The organism is Vibrio sp. 1401 (genome assembly GCF_033340295.1).
In genome coordinates this window covers 1-796 of sequence record NZ_JAWOWF010000256.1, presented here as the reverse complement: position 1 = coordinate 796, position 796 = coordinate 1, and the positions used below count along the sequence as shown (strand labels likewise).

1 pseudogene is annotated in these 796 nt (G+C 43.3%); it reads right to left on the bottom strand.

Annotated features, from left to right (window positions below):
• Positions 1-796: pseudogene (locus tag R7Z77_RS24945) on the bottom strand (GGDEF domain-containing protein); the annotation flags it as partial.

The following is a 796-nucleotide window of genomic DNA, read 5'->3' as shown; positions in this document are numbered from 1 at the left end:
TGCAGGTTTCGCAAACCACTCTTCCAAGAATCGGCGGTTAAATAGGCCCGTTAACATGTCGGTTTTCGCCAAACGACGCATACGTAAACGCGAACGGTTCACGTACAAAAATACCAACGCCATAAGCAATAAAATACCAATCATTACCAATAACACTTCACCCAACAGGTAGAATGTTCGGCGATTATTCTCCAGCTCTAGACGCTGTAATACATTGTTCCAGTTGAGGTTTTCGTTCTCGTACTCTAATCGCTCTAGCTCAAACAAGGTTTGTTGTCGCTCTAAGTTCTCGACTTCACGCTGATTACTAAATTGAATGAATTTTTCATGATATTGACCGTAGGTTTGATAGGCCAATTCGAAGTTTTGATCTCCGGCGTAAGCCATAGCAGCGACTTTTAACAGCTCCATTTGCTGCTGTTTGATGTAGCGACTCTCGATGATCTCAGGAAGTAAAGGCGTAATCATCGTTAACAAAGCTTGATACTGCTTACGCTCTAGCATGTACTCAGCTTGCAACAACTTAAATGTTGCCAAGTACGCATTCGAGGTTTCACGGTACTGCAAGTTTTCGGCAAGCTTGAGATGACGCAGCATGTTTTTTTCGTTGTTGGTTTCGCGATACAGAGACGCAAGCTCCAAGTTCACCCGAAAACGAAAACGTCCGTCACCAATAATCTGCGCAAGCTTTAAAGCCGCTTGATAAGATTTGATGGCTTCATGGTAGTGGAACTGATCTTTTTGTAGCTTGGCAATAGTTAGGACTCTAATCAACTCATTAAACGACATGCGGCGG